Here is a 16,693-nt window from a genome sequence, read left to right as displayed (position 1 = left end):
CCGTCGGCCTGAGTGAGGATGCGATGTCCGGCATGATCACCCACGTGCGTCCGCCACAGCCGATCAGGATCGGCGCTCTCGTTCCGCTGACCAGGCCCGGCTGGGTCGAGGCGGGCCGACACCTGCTCGCCGGACTCGAACTGGCCGTCGGCGAGGTCGATGACGCCGGCGGGATCGGCGGAAGACCGCTCGAGCTGATGGTGCGGGACACCGCGGCCGATCCGCGGCGGGCCGCGGCGGCCGTGGACGAACTGGCTCAGCTGGGCGTGGCCGCCGTAGCGGGGGAGTATCACAGTGTCGTCGCCCGTGCCGCTGCCGCCAGGGCCGAAGCCCTCGGACTGCCGTTCCTCTGCTCGTCAGCGGTTCTCGACGCGCTGACCGAAGAGCCGACGGAATGGGTCGCGCGCCTCTCTCCGCCGCAGTCCCACGGCTGGCGGATCTACGCGGACTTCCTCCTCGACGCGGGCCACCGTCGCATCGCCGTGGCGACCGAACCGAGCGTCTACTGGGCCTCGGGGGTCCGCATCCTGCGGGACCACCTCGCTCCACGCGGCGGCACCGTCGTAGAACTCGATGCGCGGGCGCTCGCCCCCGCGGCCGTGTGCGACGCACTCGTCGACCATCACGCGACAGCCCTCCTGCTGCTGGTCGGCTTCCCCGAGCCGGCGGTGTCGATCGTCAGGTCCGTCCGCCGCGACCAGCGCCTCGTCGAGACCGTGATCGGTGCTCCGGCCGGACAACCGGAGTTCGCCGAGTGGGCGACATCGCTGGGCGGCGACGGCGCGGCGATCCCGTTCCTGCGCTATCTGCCCGCGCGTCTCGGTCCGCTCGGCACACGAGTCGCAACGGCTCTGCGTGAGCGGCTGTCCGAAGCGCCCTCCTTCGTGGCCTTCGAGGGCTACGACACGATCACCGTCCTCGCCGACGTACTGCGTTCTCACGGCACGGACCGGGCGCGCATCGCCGCATCATGGCCGCACGTGGCGGTCGAGGGCACCCGCGGGCAGATCCGGTTCTCCCGCACGCCCGGCAGCAGCGTGTGGCAATCTGCTCGGACGCCGGTCCAGGTCGTTGATCGGGATCCGGCGGAACCCAGCCGCTTCCGGATCCGACACGCCGGCTGAGAGCCGGGGGGGCCGGTCAGGCGCGCTGCCACAGCTCGATGCGGTTGCCCTCCGGGTCGGTGACCCAGCCGAATCGACCGACACCCGCCATGTCCTGCGTCTCCTCGGCCACGTCCGCTCCGCCGGCGCGCAACTGCGCGAGCATGGCGTCCAGGTCGCGGACCCGGAAGTTGAGCATGGTCCGCTGGGTGCGGGACCCGAAGTAGTCGGTCCCGGACTCGAACGTCGCGAACACCGTGGGCCCGGCATCCTGACGCCACAAGCCGTTCTCATCGGCGTCCAGGCCCAGGCAGTCGCGGTACCACGCACTCAGGGCAGTCGGGTCGGCGGCCCTGAGGAAGTATCCGCCGATTCCCAGCACACGTTCCATGCCGGCCATCTTGCCAGGAGGGCGGGCGGGGAGCGCGGCATCGGGTGCCGGCCGACCGGAGTGCTCGAAGCCGAGACCCCGCGTCGAGGGCGCCGAGGGTGGTCGGCGTCGGGCGGGACGTCGGCGCCAGGTCGATGCGCCGGTCCGTCCCGTGCGGCCCCGCAGCTCAGCGCCCGTGCACCGGTGCCCGCTCGTCCAGGAGTCCTTCGCCCCGCAGGTCGTCCCACAGCTGTGCCGGGATCTCCGCGCCGAACGCCGCGGTGTTGCCGCGTACTTCCTCCGCCGTGCGCATGCCGACGACGATGCCCGCGACCGCCGGGTGCCGCAGCGGGAACGCCATCGCCAGCTCCGGGAGGGTCACGCCGTGCGCCTCGCAGACATCGGCGATGCGGTGCGCACGGTGCAGCAGGCGCGGCGCGGCGGGGGCGTAGTCGAAGGTGCTGCCCTCGGTGGGGCGGGCGGTGGCGAGCAGACCGGAGTTGAAGACCGACGCCGCCAGGACCGACACCCCGCGGTCCGTGCAGGCGGGCAGGAGTTCGTCCAGGGCGCTGTGGTCCAGGAGCGTGTAGCGGCCGGACAGCATCACGACGTCGACGTCCGACTCCCCGACCAGCCGGGTCAGTTTGCCGGGGTGGTACATCCCCGCGCCGATCGCCCCCACCACGCCCTGGGCGCGGAGTTCGGCGAGTGCCGGGTATCCGTCGCGCAACGCGTCCTCGAAACGCTCCTCCGCGTCGTGCAGGAACAGCACGTCGATACGGTCCACGCCCATCCGCTCCAGCGAGTCCTCCACGCTGCGCAGCACGCCGTCCCGCGTGAAGTCCCACACCCTGCGGTGGGTGGCCGGCACCGCGAAGCTCTCGTCCGTACGGCCCGCCGGGTCCTGCGGGACCAGCAGTCGGCCCACCTTCGTCGACAGGGTGAACTCGTCGCGCGGCCTGTCCCGGAGCAGGGCGCCGGTGCGGCGCTCGGAGTGGCCGATGCCGTAGTGCGGGGAGGTGTCGAAGTAGCGGATACCGTTCTCCCAGGCCGCCTCCAGGGCGCCCGCGGCCGTCTCGTCGTCCAGCGGTGCGAAGAGTCCGCCGAGCGGACCGCCACCGAAGCCCAGCTCCGTGACGTGCACATCGGTCTTCCCGAGCCGGTTCCGCCTCATCCACCGTTCCCCTCATCGGGCCGACATCGCGCGATCATCCTGCCGTGGCGAGCGCCCCACGGCCAAGGCGATTTACCGGCGTGAGGCTCTCTCCGGCCACAACACCCCTACGTACACGCCCGCCTACCTGTCGTTCCAGGCCTCGTGACCGCGGCCGGTGTCCTCGGGGAAACCGTTGTTGGTGAAGGCCGCCAGGGCCATGGTGTCGATGTCGGACTCCGCTTCCGTCCCGCGATAGGTGATCGTGTCCGGGAGCATCGCCAGCGCCGTCGTGCCCTGTCCCGCCTCGTGCGGGCGCAGCTGGACGCGGATGCCGTGCCGGTCCGCCAGCCGGCCGACCACGTACAGGCCCATACGCTGGGAGATCGCGACGTCCACGGTGGGCGGGTCGGCCAGGTGGTGGTTGATGTCGGCCAGTTCCCCGGGCGGCAGCCCGATGCCCCGGTCGTGGATCTCGACCATGATCCGGCCGTCGGGCAGTCGCGCCGCGGTGACCAGGACACTGGAGTGCGGCGACGAGAACGTCGTCGCGTTCTCCAGCAGTTCCGCCAGCAGATGCACCAGGTCGGTCACCGCACGGCCGTGGATCTGGGCCTCCGGGACACCCGACAACTCGACCCGCTCGTACTGCTCCACCTCCGAGGCGGCGGCGCGGATCACGTCGACCAGGGGCAGCGGCTGGTCCCACTGCTGGGCGGGGGTCTCGCCGCCGAGCACGAGCAGGTTCTCGCCGTTGCGGCGCACACGCGTGGCCAGATGGTCCAGCCTGAAGAGGTTCTCCAACTGGTCGGGGTCGGCCTCCTTGCCCTCGAGACCGGTGATCAGGGCGAGTTGACGCTCGATCAGCGACTGGTTGCGGCGCGCCAGGTTGCTGAAGATCGTGTTGATGTTGGCGCGCAGCAGGGCCTGTTCGGCGGCGAGCCTGACGGCCTCGCGGTGTACGTGGTCGAAGGCGCGGGCGACCTCGCCGATCTCGTCCGTGGTGGTGATCGGGATCGGCGCCACCTGGGCGTCGACCCGGCCCGGGATGGCCCGGGTGAGCTGGGTGAGCAGCACGGGCAGACGCTGCTCGGCGATCTCGAGGGCCGAGGCGCTCAGCCGGCGCATGCTGGTGCTCATCGTCCGGGCCACCCAGGCGGCGAGCAGGAAGGCGGCGAGGACGGCGGCGAGCACCAGCACGGCGTTGATGACGGCGTCGTTGCGGGCGTCGTCGGCGATGCTGTGGGCGTCCGCCAGCGCGCTGTCGGTGAGGTACACCTCGACGCTGCGGTACGCGTCGAAGCTGAGGGTGGAGGCGGCGAAGAACGTCTCGGGCGTGATGCCCTGCGCGGCGAGCTGTGCGGCCGACTTGCCCGAGGCGATCTCGGCGGCCATCTTCTCCAGGCTCGGCGGGGCCACGAAGGTCTTCCCCGCCGCCTCGGCCTGCTCCTGGGCCTGCGCGGCCTGCTCCTTGCCCCGCTTCTCCGCGTCGGACAGGGCCTTGCGCAGCCGCGTCATGTCGTCGGCGGTGCCGGCGCCGGCGTACTCCTGGAGCGCGACCTGTTCGAGATAGACGTAGGAGCTGAACGAGCCGAGCTGGACCTGGAGTTCACCCTCGGCGAGCTTGTCGCGGTCCTCGACGAGGAGGTGGGTGCCGATCGCCCGGATCAGGGATTCGGCGGCCTGGGTGAGGGAGCCGGCGTAGAGGGTGCGGCCGAAGCTGGCCTGGTTGCTGCTGCCGAAGCCGAGCTCGTTGGAGAGTTCCATCAGCGGGTGCTGGACGGCGTGGTAGCTCTCCTCGGTCTGCACGCCGGTCAGGCGGGAGGTGAAGGCGTTCGCGCGCACCGACGCGAGCTGCTTCTCGCCGGTGCGGACCAGCTGAACGCGGCGCTGCAGCCCGGCGGTCTGCGGCATCCGCTTCACCGCCTCGTCGAACGCCTTCGCGTCCGCGTCGGTGACGGCCCGGGCCTTGGCGACCACGCTCGACGTCCGGTCACCCTTGACCAGGGGGATGACCGACACATCGCGTTCGTCGATGGCGTCGCTGGCGTACTTGTTCGCCGCCCGGACCAGTTCGGCCACGCGAACCGCGTCGTCGGCGTCCTGCCAGGTGTCCACGGAACGCTTGACCCGGATGCCGCCGAGGACAAGGGCCACGATCACCGGGATGAGGAGGATGGCCTGGAGTTTTCTGGCAACGCGCCAGTTGCGGGTCCCCCATCCCCTGCGGGGGGCGGACGGTGTGTTCGACAAGATGGCCTCACGGTTCTGGTTCGCCTCGCGTCCTGCACCCTTAAGAACGCGGCGCACAGGGGTACTTGTTCAGATCCACGCGCCGGGCGATTCGGGGAGGGGTGCGCAGGATGAGCGGTTGTGGCCAATTCCTAGCACCATGTCTTCACTCCTGACCCACCTTTCAGCCAAGTGGGGTGGCGCCTGGCGGACTTGCGCCGCTCTCAGAGGCGCGGGGAGCGGCGGACCGTCAGGACGGCGACGTCGTCGTGCGGGCCACCGTTGCCGGCGAACGCGCGGGCGTCGTCGTGCAGGGCCTGCGGCAGCTCGGTGGGGGAGAGGCCGACGTACTGCGTCAGGCGCTCGTCGACCGGGTAGAACGTGCCGTCCGCGGAGCGGGTCTCCGTCAGGCCGTCGGTGCTCAGCAGCAGCGTCGCGCCCTCGGGGAACTCGAACCAGCCCACGGTCGTGGGCTCGTGGGCGAGCTCGGCCAGGCCGAGCGGGACTCCGGGATCCAGTTCGGGAGTGCTGATCGTCCCCTCGTACAGCACATGCGGCAGGACGTGTCCGCAGTTGACGGCCTGCACCTCGGTCTCCGCGTCGACGCCGACGACGAGGGCGGTGACGAAGCGTTCGTCGTCACCGGTGTGCAGGGCATAGGAGTTGTGCCGCACGACGGCGGCGTCCAGGGCGTCCACGAGCCCGGTGAGGGTGGGCTCGCGGTGGGCCGCCTCCCGGAAGGCGCCGATGACGGCGAACGCGGAACCCACGGCGGCGAGTCCCTTGCCCTGCACGTCCCCGATCAGCACCCGGGTCCCGAAGGGCGAGTCGACGACGTCGTAGATGTCCCCGCCGACGAGCCGTTCCTCCTGGAGCGGCTCGTACACGCCGTTGACCAGGACGTCATCGGTGAGCAGGGGGAGAGGGTGCAGGATGTGCCGTTGCATGGCCGCGGCGGTCGAGCGCAGCCGCAGCATCGCGTGCTCGCGTCGGATCCGCCGGTGGCAGGCATAGACGGAGGTGGCCGCCAGGGCCAGGGTGAACAGGATCAGCAGGAGCCTGTCGAACCAGTCACCCCCGTCGCGGTTTCGCAGCAGCACACTGGCGGTGACGACGATCGCCGTCCACACCGCGACGAACGTCGTCTGCCGGACTGTGCCCAGTGCCGAGGCGGCGCCCGGCAGGAACACCAGGAGCCCCAGGAGCCACACCTCGGACCCGGACAGCGTGCCGAGGACCTCGACCAGGCCCGTCACGGTCACCACCCCGGCGACCAGCTGGGCGTTGCCCGGAGGCTCGATGGCGTCGAAGGTGTCGCCAGGTCTCGTGCGGCGGCTACCTGTCATGCGTGCTCCCGGGCAGGTGGTGATCTCCTCCTACGTTATGCAGGTCCGCTCCGGCCCGGTGACTCGCCCCGCCGATCCGACCTCGGCTACCCGCCCAGCTCCTTGCTGATCCGGTCCAGCATGAACGCCGAGGACTGGCGCGCCCGCTCCTCCCAGGCGAAGACACAGGCCGTCGCCACGCCGTCGAAGTCCAGCTCGCGCAGGGTGCCGAAGAAGGTGTCCCAGTCGACCTCACCCTGGTCGATGTCCAGGTGCTGGTGGATACGGGCCGTGGTGCCGGGCGGGTTGAGGATGTAGCGCAGGCCGCTCGACCCCTTGTGGTTGAACGAGTCCGCGATGTGCACGTGCTGGAGCTTGTCACCCGCGTAGCGCATCATCTTCGCGATGTCCGCTCCGGCCTCCGCAGCGCCCGCGAGGTGGAAGCTGTGCGGCGCGCAGTACAGGTAGTTCACCCAGGGCTTGTTGATGGCCCGGACGAGGTCGACCGCGGGCGTGTTCTCCTCGCAGAAGTCGTCGGGGTGGGCCTCCAGGTTCAGAGCGATGCCTTCGCGCTCGAACAGCGGGAGCAGCTCCTCCAGCGAGTTCCAGAACGCGGCCTCGCTCTCGGCGGCGTTCTCGGGGCGACCGTTGAACTCGCTGTTCATCAGCGGGCATTCGAGGTCCGCGGTGATCTCGATCATCCGCTTCCAGTAGCGGACGGCGGCCTGCCGCTCGGTCTCGTCGGGCGACGACCACTTGTACAGCGGCAGCACGGAGGACAGCTTCACGCCGTGCGTGCGCAGGGCGTTCTTCAGCTCCGCGATGCGCCCGTCGTCCGCCCGCGGGTGCAGGAAGAACGGCATGAAGTCGTCACGTGGCGACAACTCGATGTACGCGTAGCCGAGTTCGGCCACGGTGCGCACCATGTCATCGATCGACAGGGAACGGAACATGTAAGGGTCGAGGGCGATCTTCACGCGGCACCTCCGTAGAAGGCGGGACGGGGCTTGAGGTCCGTGGCGACGACGCGGCCCGACTCCAGGGCCTCGACGGTCGCGGCGGTGATGACGGTGGCGGCGTAACCGTCCCAGGAGGACGGGCCGGTGGGCTCGTCACCGGCGGCGATGCCCGCGATCCACTCACGGAACTCGGTGTCGAAGGCGTCCCGGAAGCGGCCCACCCAGTCCGTGAACACGTCGGTGCTGTGCCGACCGGCGGTCCGCACACCCACCGTGGCCGGGTCGGGCAGCCGTACGAGACCCTCCTCGCCGACCGCCTCGCACTGGATGTCGTAGCCGTACTGGCAGTTGACGAAGACCTCCAGATCGATGCGGACGCCCTTCGCCGTCTCGAAGAGCATGATCTGCGGGTCCCTGAGGTGGGCGAACCGCTTGCTCGTGGCGCGCGGGGTGAGCACCTGGGTGGAGACGATCTCGTCGTCGAGGAGCCAGCGCAGCACGTCCACCTCGTGCACGGCCGTGTCCAGGGCCGCCATGGAGGAGGTGTACGACTCCGGGACGGTCGGGTTGCGGTGGGCGCAGTGCACGATCAGCGGCTCACCGATCCGGCCGGCGTCGATGACCTGCTTCATCTCGCGATAGCCGGCGTCGTAACGGCGCATGAAGCCGACCTGGACCAGGCGGCGGCCGTGGGCCGTCTCCGCCTCGACGATCCTCAGGCAGTCCTCGGCGGTGGTGGCCAGCGGCTTCTCGCAGAACACCGGCTTCCCGGCGGCTATCGCGGTCAGCACGTGCTCGGCGTGGGTGGGGCCCCAGGACGTCACGAGGACGGCGTCGACGTCGTGCGCCGCGACGAGCTCGGCACCGCTCGCGCACACCCGGGCACCGACCGGTGCCGCCGCCTCCTCGGCGCGGGCCGCGTCGATGTCGGTGACGGCGGTGACCCGGGCCCCGGTCACGGTGTGGGTGAGACGCCGGATGTGCTCGTGGCCGATCCAGCCGGCGCCGATCACTCCTACACGTACAGTCATGGTCGTTTCCTAACGGGTCGTCACCGGGAGAAGCGGGCCCGGAGTTCGGCTTCGAGGGTTTCGAGGGTGCGGCCCTTGGTCTCGGGGACACAGCGCTTGACGAAGACGATCGAGAAGACGCCCGCCACCACGAAGAGGAAGAAGGTGTTGGAGATCCCGATGCCGGACACCAGCGACGGGAAGACAAGACCGATCACGAAGTTGGTCAGCCACAGCACCACCGCGGCCACTCCCATGCCGAAGCCGCGCATCCGCATCGGGAAGATCTCCGACAGCATCAGCCAGGTCACCGGCGAGATCGCGCCCTGCTGAAAGGCGAGGAAGGTGACGGTCATCGCGAGCACGGCGTAGGCGCGACCGTCGCCCGGGGGCAGCACCAGCGAGAAGACACCGATGAGCAACAGGGCCGTCGTGGTACCCGCCTGACCGGTCATCAGCATCGGGCGGCGGGGCACCCGGCCCAGCAGCCAGATCCCGACGAAGGTCGCCAGCACCGAGATCACACCGTTGGCGATGTTCGCGGTCAGCGCGCTGTCGGCGGCGAAACCGGCGTCGGTGAGGATCTGGGTGCCGTAGTACATGATCGTGTTGACGCCGGTGATCTGCTGCACGATCGCGATGCCGAAGCCGACGAACATCAGCTTGCGGATCCACGGCGTGGACTTCATGTCCTGCCAGCCGCCGAGCCGTTGCTCCTCCTCCTTGACCGCGAGCGCGGACACCTCGGCGAGTTCGGCTTCGGCGCGCTGCCGCGAGCGCACCTGCTTCAGGACCTCCAGGGCCTCGCTGAACCGGGCTTGGGAAGCCAGCCACCGAGGGCTCTCCGGCATCACCAGCATGCCGAACCACAGCACCACGGCCGGGACCGTGGCGATCACCAGCATCCATCGCCACACCCCGCCTGACTCGCCGCCCGCCCGGGCGATGATCGCGTTGGAGGTGAAGGCGAGCAACTGCCCGCTGACGATCATGAGTTCGTTACGGGTGACCAGCGCGCCACGCCGCTCGGCGGGGGAGACCTCGGCGAGGTACACCGGCACGGTCACCGAAGCACCGCCGACCGCGAGACCGAGCACGAACCGCGCGATCACCATCACCGCGGTGGTCGGCGCGAGCGTGCAGCCCAGCGCCCCGACGAAGAACAGCACCGCGAGCGCGAGAATCGTACGGCGCCGTCCGCGCGCGTCCGACAGCCGTCCGCCGATCACCGCACCCAGTGCGGCACCCAGCAGCAGCGAGCTGGTGACCATGCCCTCGGTGACCGCGGTCAGGCCGAGGTCGTCCGTCATGTACGGCAGGGCGCCGTTGATGACGCCGGTGTCGTAGCCGAAGAGCAGTCCGCCGAAGGTGGCGATGATCGTGACGACCCGCAGCCGCCGGGAAACGGCGGGAGGAGCGTCGTCCGTGCGGGCGGGGGCCCGAGTCGCGTCGTCCCTGACGTCCATGGCCACCTCCTAGCGGTCGTCGTTCGGGCGTCGGGTTCCGGTGAGGCCGCAGCCGGCCAGGTGTTCCCGCGTGGTCACCGCGATGGGCAGCGGCACCTCGGGAGCGCACGGGTACAGGTCCTGCTCGACGATCACGAACAACTCGGCGTCCAGCTTGGCGAGTTCGGCCACCACGTCGGCCGGGTTCGGCACTCCCGCGGGCGGCGACACGCACACCCCCCGCTTGACCGCCTCGCCGAAGGAGAGGTCCTCGGCGGCGACCTGCGCGAGTATCTCCGGGTCCATCTGCTTGATGTGGACGTAGCCCACCCGCTCGCCGAACCGGCGGATGAGAGCGAGGTTGTCCCCGCCGCCGTAGGCCACATGCCCGGTGTCCAGGCAGAGGTTGGTGTACCGGCCGTCCGACTCGTTCAGCAGCCGCTCGATCTCCGGCTGGGTCTGGATGTGGCTGTCCGCGTGCGGGTGGATCACCAGCCGGACGTCGTACTCGTCGAGCAGCAGCCTGCCCAGCCGGTCGGCGGCCTTGCCGAAGCCCGCCCACTGCTCGGCGGTCAGCTCCGGGGACTCGGTGAACGCGCCGGTCCTCTCGTCCCGGTACATGGGTGGGATGAGGACCAGGTGGTGGGCGCCCGCGGCCTGGGTGAGCGTGGCGACCTGGCGGACGTGGGCGAGCATCTCGTCCCATGCCTCGGGCCGGTGCAGCGCGCCGAAGGCCGTACCGCCGGAGACCTGGAGGCCACGGGCGTCCAGCTCCTCCTTGAGGCGCTGCGGGTCGGTGGGCAGATAGCCGTACGGGCCGAGCTCCAGCCACCGGTAACCGGCCTGCGCGAGTTCGTCGAGGAAGCGGGTGTGCGGCACCTGATGCTCGTCCTCGGGGAACCAGACGCCCCAGGAGTCGGGGGCGGAGCCCAGGCACAGGTTGCCGACGGTGGTGCGGAGCGGGGAGGGCGCCGTTGCCATGAAGTGTCCTTCGGGGCAGGGGACAGGGGTCAGTTGGAGGTGGGGAAGTCGAAGCCGGCGGCTATCTGCTGGGCCTGCTGCGGCCAGCGGGTGGTGACGACCTTGGGGCGGGTGTAGAAACGGATGCCCTCGGGGCCGTGGATCGGGTGGTCACCGATGAGGGAGTCCTTCCAGCCGCCGAAGGAGTAGAAGGACATCGGGACAGGGACCGGCACGTTGATGCCGATCATGCCGACCTTGACGCGGCGCTGGAATCGCCGCGCGGCTTCGCCGGAGGCGGTGAACAGGGCGGTGCCGTTGCCGTACGGGTTGGCATTGATGACGTCGATGGCCTGGTCGAGGCTGTCCACGCGCACGATCGCGAGGACGGGGCCGAAGAGTTCTTCCTGGTAGGCGTCCATCGCGGTGGTGACGTGGTCGAGGAGGGAGGGGCCGGTGAAGAAGCCGTCCTCGTGTCCGTCGACCTTGAGGCCCCGGCCGTCGACCACGACGGTGGCGCCCTGTGCCTGGGCGGTGCCGACCGCGCTCTCCACTCGCTCCTGGGCGGCCTTGGTGACCAGGGGACCCATGTCGGTGCCGGGCCGGTCGCCGGGGCCGACGTTGATCTCGCGGGCCTTGCGTTCGAGGACTGCGACGAGTCCGTCGGCCGCGTCGCCGACGGCGACGGCCACGGAGACGGCCATGCAGCGTTCGCCGGCGGAGCCGTAGGCACCGGCGGTGATGTGGTTGGCGGCGAACTCCAGGTCGGCGTCCGGCAGGACGACCGCGTGGTTCTTCGCGCCGCCGAGGGCCTGGACGCGTTTGCCCGCCGCGGTGGCCTGTTCGTGCACGTACCTGGCGATCGGCGTCGAGCCGACGAAGGAGACGGCCTCGATGCCCGGGTGGGTCAGGATCGCGTCCACGGCGTCCTTGCCGCCGTGGACGACGTTGAACACGCCGTCCGGCAGACCGGCCCTCTGGTAGAGCCCGGCGACGAAGTTGGCGGCGGAGGGGTCGCGCTCGGACGGCTTCAGCAGGAACGTGTTGCCGGTCGCGATCGCGATCGGGTGCATCCACAGCGGCACCATGGCGGGGAAGTTGAACGGCGTGATACCGGCGACCACGCCCAACGGCTGGCGGAAGTCGTGCACGTCCACGCCACGCGAGACCTGGTCGGAGAAGGAGCCCTTGAGGACCTCCCCCAGGCCGCAGGCGAACTCCACGACCTCCCGGCCGCGGGTGATCTCCCCGCGGGCGTCGTCGACGGTCTTGCCGTGCTCGGCGGAGATGATCCGGGCCAGCTCCTCCTCGTGCTCGACGAGGAGCCGGCGGAAGGCGAACATCACCTGGGTGCGCTGCGACAGCGAGGACTCCGACCAGGTCTCGAAGGCGCGGCCGGCCGCCTGGACGGCGGTGTCCACGTCGGTGGCGCCGCCGAGGGCGACCCGGGCTCGCTCGGCGCCGGTGGCGGGATTGAAGACCGGGGCGGTGTTCGTGCCGGGGACCGGGGAGCCGTTGATCCAGTGGGGAATGGTGTTCACGGGGAGCGGTTTCCTTACAGGTAGTGGCGCTGGGTCTGCTTGCGGGCGACGTAGGTGGCGTAGGCGGCCCGGGTGGTGTCGAGGGCGGCGACCTCGCTGACGGGGACGTCCCACCAGCCGTGGCCGGGCGGGTTGGGCCCGTACAGGTCGGTTTCCACGTGCACGACCGTGGTGCGGGTAGCCGCCTTCGCCTTCTCCATGGCCGAGCGGAACTCGTCGACGGAGGCGGCGTGCAGGACGTCCGCGCCCAGGGAGGAGGCGTTCGCGGCCAGGTCGACGGGGAGCACCTCGCCGTCGAGGAGGCCCGAACCGCCGTCGCGGTAGCGGTACTTGGTGCCGAAGCGCTGTGATCCGAGCGACTCCGACAGGGCGCCGATGGAGGCGAAGCCGTGGTTCTGGACGAGGACGACGATGACCTTGAGGCCCTCGGAGATCATGGTCACGATCTCCTGGGCCATCATCAGATACGAGCCGTCGCCGACCAGAACCACGACCTCGCGAGTGGGGTCGGCCATCTTGGCGCCGACGCCGGCGGCGACCTCGTAGCCCATGCAGGAGTAGGCGTACTCGACGTGATAGGCCTTGGGGTCCCTGGCCCGCCAGAGCTGCTGCAGGTCACCGGGCAGGGAACCGGCCGCGTTGATGACCACGGCCCGGTCGTCGAGGACGTCGTTGAGGGCGCCGAGGATCTCGGTCTGGGCGGGCAGCGGGCCATGGCCGACGTGGAAGCACTCCTCCTCGATCTCCCGTGTCCGGGCGATGAGTCGACGGGTGAGCGCGCGGTGATCGGCGGACACCTCCCAGTCCGCCAGCGCGCCCGCCAGCGCCTCGACACCCAGCCGGGCATCGGCCACCAGGGGTTCCGCCGCGTGCTTGACGGCGTCCAGGCGGGCCACGTTGAGGTTGACGAAGGTGACGTCCGGGTTGGCGAAGACCGTGTGGCTCGCGGTCGTGAAGTCGGAGTACCGGGTGCCGACACCGAGCACCACGTCCGCCTCCCGGGCCAGTTCGTTCGCCGCGTACGACCCCGTCGAACCGATACCGCCGACGGCGCAGGGGTGGTCCCAGGGCACCGCGCCCTTGCCGGCGTGGGTGTCGGCGACCGGGATGCCGGTGGCCTCGGCGAAAGCGCGCAGCGCGGTCTCGGCGCCGGAGTAGACGGCTCCGCCGCCCGCGACGACGAGCGGCTTCCTCGCCTGGCGCAGCAGCAGCGCGGCCCGTTCCACGGCGGCTGCCTCCGGCACCGGGCGGCCCACGTGCCACACCCGGCGCCGGAAGAACTCGAGCGGCCAGTCGTACGCCTCGGCCTGCACGTCCTGCGGCAGCGCGAGGGTGACCGCCCCCGTCTCCACGGGGTCGGTCAGGACCCGCATCGCGGCCAGCCCGGCGGGGATGAGCTGTTCGGGGCGGGAGATGCGGTCGAAGTACTTCGATACGGTGCGGAAGGTGTCGTTGACGGTGACGTCCCCGCCGCGGGTGTCCTCCAACTGCTGCAGCACCGGGTCGGCGGCGCGGGTGGCGAACATGTCTGACGGCAGCAGCAGTACCGGCAGCCGGTTGGTGGTGGCCAGCGCCGCACCCGTGATCATGTTCGTCGAGCCGGGCCCGGTGGACGCTGTGCAGGCGAAGGCCGCCAGCCGGTCACGCATCTTGGCGTAGGCGACGGAGGCGTGCACCATGCCCTGTTCGTTGCGGGCGAGGTAGTAGGGGAGGTCGGCCTCGCCGGTGGTGGCGGCCTGGAGCAGCGCCTGCCCGATGCCGGCGACGTTGCCGTGGCCGAAGATGCCCCACACGCCGGGGACCAGCCGCTGCTCCTGCCCGTCGCGCTCGCTGTACTGATGGGCCAGGAAGCGCACCAGGGCCTGGGCGGTGGTCAGTCGTACGGTGTTCATCGGTGTTCTCCGAAGGGCAGCCGGTCGTCGACGTCCTGGGACGCCCGGGTGTCACGGACCCAGCCGTGGCCGGGGTCGTCGCAGATCAGCCAGGCGCGGTCCGGTCCGGGCCCCGCCATGACGTCGAGGTGGTGGAGGTCGTGGCCGGGCGCGGCGATGGTCGGACCGTGCCGGCCGTGGGGGATCAGGACGGTGTCGCCCGAGCGGATCTCGGCCAGTACCTCGATCGGCCGCTCGTCGGTGCCGTAGCCCCTCTCCCACGCTCGGCTTCGCTCGCGCGGGGGCAAACACCAGTTCCCGCCGGGAGTGAGGACCTCGCACACCAGTAGCTGTTCGGTGTCGATGGTGCCGGGCAGGCAGTAGGTGTCGACCTGCCGCGAACAGGCACCCGCCCCGCGCAGTTCGACGGGGACGTCCTCCTTGCGCCCGTACCGAGCCGAGTGGCCTCCCTGCTCGGTACGGGCGGAGGGCAGTGCGTACGTTCCACCGTCCGCACCGCTGATCACGGCCTGCGACTCGCGGGGTGGATACGCGAAGTCGGTGACCGCCGAGAACACGTCCGTCCGGCCGCCGAGTTCGAAGCGCCGCCCGTCGACGGCGACGGTGCAGCCGCCGTTCAGGGGCAGGACCAGGAACTCGTTCTCCCCGGCGGACAGGACGTGTTCCTCGCCCGGCCCCAGGGTCAGGATCCTGAGGCCGGAGTATGCCCAGCCCGCCGACTCCGGCGTGATGGCCAGGTCGTAGGGGCCGTCGGCCGAAGTCCGCTTCGGCAGGTGGTACGTGCCCGGGGAGGTCACAGCAGGCTCACCGCCTTGTCCACGGCACCGGCGACATCGCCGCCCGCGGGGTAGAGCAGCGAACGGCCCACGACCAGGCCCTGCGCGGTCGGCTGCTTCAACGCCCTGCCCCAGGAGGCGAAGGCCCCCTCGGCGTCCTTGACCTCCCCGCCCAGCAGCAGCGCAGGCAGGGTGGAGGAGGCGAGCACCCGCTCCATCTCGGCGACCACCGGGAGCTTCAGCCAGCTGTAGGCGGTCCGCCGGCCCAGCGCCGAGGCAATGGTGATCGACTTGATGACCGCGTCCGTCGACAGGTCGTTGCGGATGCGGCCGTCCTGCCACGCTGCCATGAACGGCTCGACCATCGCGATCAGTTGGCGGTCGTTGAGCTCGTCCATGGCACGCGCGGTGTTCTCCAGCGCCGAGGGCGTGGCGGGGTCGTCGAGGGCGATCCGGGTGAGCATCTTGCCGCCGTCGAAGCCCATCGCGGCGATCGTGGCGGCGTCGTAGCCGGTGAACCGGTCGTCGATCTCGAACACCGAACCCGCGAGACCGGCCCGGTTCATGGACCCGAAGACGCTCCTGCCGTCCAGGACCCCGAGCAACAGCAGGTCCTCCAGGATGTCGGCGGTGGCCAGCACACCGGTCACACCGGGGCGTTCGAGGGCGATGCAGAGCCGGTCGAGCAGCTCGGAGCGGTCGGCCATCGCGTGGGGGTCGCCGCCGACGCCGTGGGCGCCGCGTGCGGGGTGGTCGGCGGCGATGATCATCGCCTTGCCGTGCTCACCGAGGATCGAGGTCGCCTTCACCCGGCGGGCGGCGGCGGCCGCGACGGCGCCGGGGTCGCCCACGCGGGCGGACACGATCCGGCTCAGCTTCTCAGACGGCACGGGGCACCTCATCCAGCTTGGCGTGGACTTCCGACTCGGTCGGCATGGCGTCGGAGCAGGACAGCCGGCCCGCGACGACCGCGCCGGCGGCATTGGCGAAGGACACCGCCCGGCGGGTGTCCCAGCCGGACAGCAGCCCGTGGCACAGCGCCCCGCCGAAGGCGTCACCGGCGCCCAGTCCGTTGACGACATCCACCGCGACCGGCGGGATCTCGGCCGTCGCCCCGTCCCGGTCCATCGCCAGCACGCCCTTGGGCCCCTGCTTCACCACCGCCAGCTCCACCCCGGCGGCCAGCAGCGCCTTCGCTGCGGCGTACGGCTCACGCTCACCGGTGGCCACCTCGCACTCGTCGAGGTTGCCCACCGCCACCGTCGTGTGCCGCAGCGCCTCGGCGTAGTACCCGCGTGCCAGGGACGGATCGGCCCAGGCTGTGCCCTTCCAAAACATCGGCCGCCAGTCCAGGTCGAAGACCGTCGCCCCCGCCTTCGCCCGGTGCGCCAGCGCCGCCAGCGTGGCCGACCGGCTGGGTTCCTCACTGAGACCGGTCCCGGTGATCCAGAAGACCGAGGCCTCCCGCACCGCGCCCAGATCCAGTTCCTCCGCCCCGATGTCCAGATCGGGAGCCTTCGGCAGCCGGTAGAAGTACAGCGGGAAGTCGTCCGGCGGGAAGATCTCGCAGAACGTCACCGGGGTCGGCGCGATGTCGGATGTACCGACGAAACGGCCGTCGACCCCGTAACCGTCGAGCGCCTGTCGCACGAAGTCCCCGAAGGGGTCCCGGCCCGTTTTGGTGATCACCGCGGCCGAGTGCCCGTACCGGGCCGCCGCCACCGCCACGTTGGTCGGACTGCCGCCCAGGTACTTGCCGAACGACGTGACCTCCGCCAGCCCGACGCCGGTCTGGAGCGGATAGACGTCCACCCCCACGCGGCCCATGGTCAGCACATCGAACGGCATCGCTGAATTCCCTTCGCTGTCGCGCTCTACTAGCGCGCTCTAGTGCGAGTACGATGACCCCTGTCCAAATGTCATGTCA

General features: G+C 70.7%; 14 protein-coding genes. 1 reads left to right on the top strand and 13 read right to left on the bottom strand.

Annotated elements, in window-relative coordinates:
* Positions 1-23 precede the first annotated feature (23 nt).
* On the top strand, positions 24-1,124 hold the full coding sequence (locus OG841_RS05910; protein ID WP_328642439.1) for an ABC transporter substrate-binding protein: 1,101 nt from the start codon (positions 24-26) through the stop codon (positions 1,122-1,124).
* A 16-nt stretch (positions 1,125-1,140) separates the two neighbouring features.
* Here the strand turns inward: OG841_RS05910 and OG841_RS05905 are convergent, their stop codons facing one another.
* The 13 genes from OG841_RS05905 to iolC all read right to left on the bottom strand — a co-directional run bounded on the left by OG841_RS05905 (position 1,141) and on the right by iolC (position 16,614).
* Entirely contained in the window at positions 1,141-1,494 is a 354-nt protein-coding gene (locus OG841_RS05905) for a VOC family protein (RefSeq protein ID WP_371563878.1), read from the bottom strand.
* A 166-nt stretch (positions 1,495-1,660) separates the two neighbouring features.
* On the bottom strand, positions 1,661-2,647 hold the full coding sequence (locus OG841_RS05900) for an aldo/keto reductase (RefSeq protein WP_371563877.1): 987 nt from the start codon (positions 2,645-2,647) through the stop codon (positions 1,661-1,663).
* Positions 2,648-2,770: 123 nt separating this feature from the next.
* The gene (locus tag OG841_RS05895; protein ID WP_371563875.1) at positions 2,771-4,879 is read right to left on the bottom strand and encodes a nitrate- and nitrite sensing domain-containing protein; all 2,109 of its coding nucleotides are present in this window, start codon (positions 4,877-4,879) and stop codon (positions 2,771-2,773) included.
* A 203-nt stretch (positions 4,880-5,082) separates the two neighbouring features.
* Positions 5,083-6,204: a PP2C family protein-serine/threonine phosphatase gene (locus tag OG841_RS05890; protein ID WP_328642443.1), complete on the bottom strand. Its 1,122-nt coding sequence runs from the start codon at positions 6,202-6,204 to the stop codon at positions 5,083-5,085.
* A gap of 86 nt (positions 6,205-6,290) precedes the next feature.
* Complete coding sequence (locus OG841_RS05885; protein WP_328642444.1) at positions 6,291-7,160, bottom strand: sugar phosphate isomerase/epimerase family protein; 870 nt, start codon at positions 7,158-7,160, stop codon at positions 6,291-6,293.
* Positions 7,157-8,173 (bottom strand): Gfo/Idh/MocA family oxidoreductase, encoded by a 1,017-nt coding sequence (locus OG841_RS05880; RefSeq protein ID WP_365118656.1) that lies wholly within the window; start codon positions 8,171-8,173, stop codon positions 7,157-7,159. The genes OG841_RS05885 and OG841_RS05880 overlap by 4 nt, the downstream gene beginning before the upstream one ends.
* Before the next feature lie 20 nt (positions 8,174-8,193).
* Complete coding sequence (locus OG841_RS05875; RefSeq protein ID WP_371563872.1) at positions 8,194-9,618, bottom strand: sugar porter family MFS transporter; 1,425 nt, start codon at positions 9,616-9,618, stop codon at positions 8,194-8,196.
* Between the two features lie 9 nt (positions 9,619-9,627).
* Positions 9,628-10,578, bottom strand: a complete 951-nt coding sequence (locus OG841_RS05870) for a TIM barrel protein (protein WP_328642447.1) — start codon at positions 10,576-10,578, stop codon at positions 9,628-9,630.
* A gap of 29 nt (positions 10,579-10,607) precedes the next feature.
* Positions 10,608-12,098: a CoA-acylating methylmalonate-semialdehyde dehydrogenase gene (locus OG841_RS05865; protein WP_371563870.1), complete on the bottom strand. Its 1,491-nt coding sequence runs from the start codon at positions 12,096-12,098 to the stop codon at positions 10,608-10,610.
* A 14-nt stretch (positions 12,099-12,112) separates the two neighbouring features.
* Positions 12,113-13,990 carry a 3D-(3,5/4)-trihydroxycyclohexane-1,2-dione acylhydrolase (decyclizing) gene (gene iolD / locus OG841_RS05860; protein ID WP_328642449.1) on the bottom strand — a complete coding sequence of 626 codons (1,878 nt, stop codon included), beginning with the start codon at positions 13,988-13,990 and terminating at the stop codon, positions 12,113-12,115.
* Positions 13,987-14,787 carry a 5-deoxy-glucuronate isomerase gene (locus OG841_RS05855; protein ID WP_371563867.1) on the bottom strand — a complete coding sequence of 267 codons (801 nt, stop codon included), beginning with the start codon at positions 14,785-14,787 and terminating at the stop codon, positions 13,987-13,989. The genes iolD and OG841_RS05855 overlap by 4 nt, the downstream gene beginning before the upstream one ends.
* On the bottom strand, positions 14,784-15,668 hold the full coding sequence (locus OG841_RS05850; protein ID WP_371563865.1) for a Cgl0159 family (beta/alpha)8-fold protein: 885 nt from the start codon (positions 15,666-15,668) through the stop codon (positions 14,784-14,786). Before OG841_RS05850 ends, OG841_RS05855 begins: the two co-directional genes overlap by 4 nt.
* Positions 15,646-16,614 carry a 5-dehydro-2-deoxygluconokinase gene (gene iolC, locus OG841_RS05845; protein WP_371563863.1) on the bottom strand — a complete coding sequence of 323 codons (969 nt, stop codon included), beginning with the start codon at positions 16,612-16,614 and terminating at the stop codon, positions 15,646-15,648. The genes OG841_RS05850 and iolC overlap by 23 nt, the downstream gene beginning before the upstream one ends.
* Positions 16,615-16,693: the final 79 nt, after the last annotated feature.

This window comes from Streptomyces canus (assembly GCF_041435015.1).
Lineage (GTDB): Bacteria > Actinomycetota > Actinomycetes > Streptomycetales > Streptomycetaceae > Streptomyces > Streptomyces canus_G.
This window is presented reverse-complemented; position numbering and strand designations above follow the sequence as displayed.